This window comes from Candidatus Methylobacter oryzae (genome assembly GCF_003994235.2).
GTDB classification, from domain to species: Bacteria; Pseudomonadota; Gammaproteobacteria; order Methylococcales; family Methylomonadaceae; genus Methylobacter_A; species Methylobacter_A oryzae.
On record NZ_RYFG02000008.1, the window covers coordinates 54,222 to 54,605 of the forward strand.

A 384-nucleotide genomic window follows, 5' to 3' on the forward strand; every position below is an offset into this window, starting at 1 on the left:
TAAACTCGATCGCAAGCGCTTGCCGCAACCGGATATGAGCGCGATGCCGGCACGGGACTATCAGGAAGCCCAGACACCGGTTGAACGGATTCTGGCCGATATTTGGCGGGACTTGCTGGGCGTCAAGCGCGTAGGACGNCCGGAATCAAACGCTAATTGCGCTGGCGCTAGCCGCCGAACAGATACAGCAGTTGTCCGCCGAACAAGGGCCGATATCCGGCGACGTGCCGCTAACGCCGATTCAACACTGGTTTTTTGAACAAAACCTGCACAACCCCCATCACTGGAACCAAGCCTTGCTGCTTGAAGCCAGGGCCGGCCTGACCCCGGATATTGTCGAGGCCGCGATGAATCAACTGCTGATTCACCACGATGCATTGCGGA

The 384-nt window shown here is 58.0% G+C and carries 1 protein-coding gene; it reads left to right on the forward strand.

Annotation, left to right across the window (positions count from 1 at the left end; genetic code table 11):
* Window positions 1–191: 191 nt before the first annotated feature.
* A partial coding sequence (locus EKO24_RS00965) for a condensation domain-containing protein (protein ID WP_143733136.1) occupies window positions 192–384 on the forward strand: 193 nt, incomplete at its 3' end.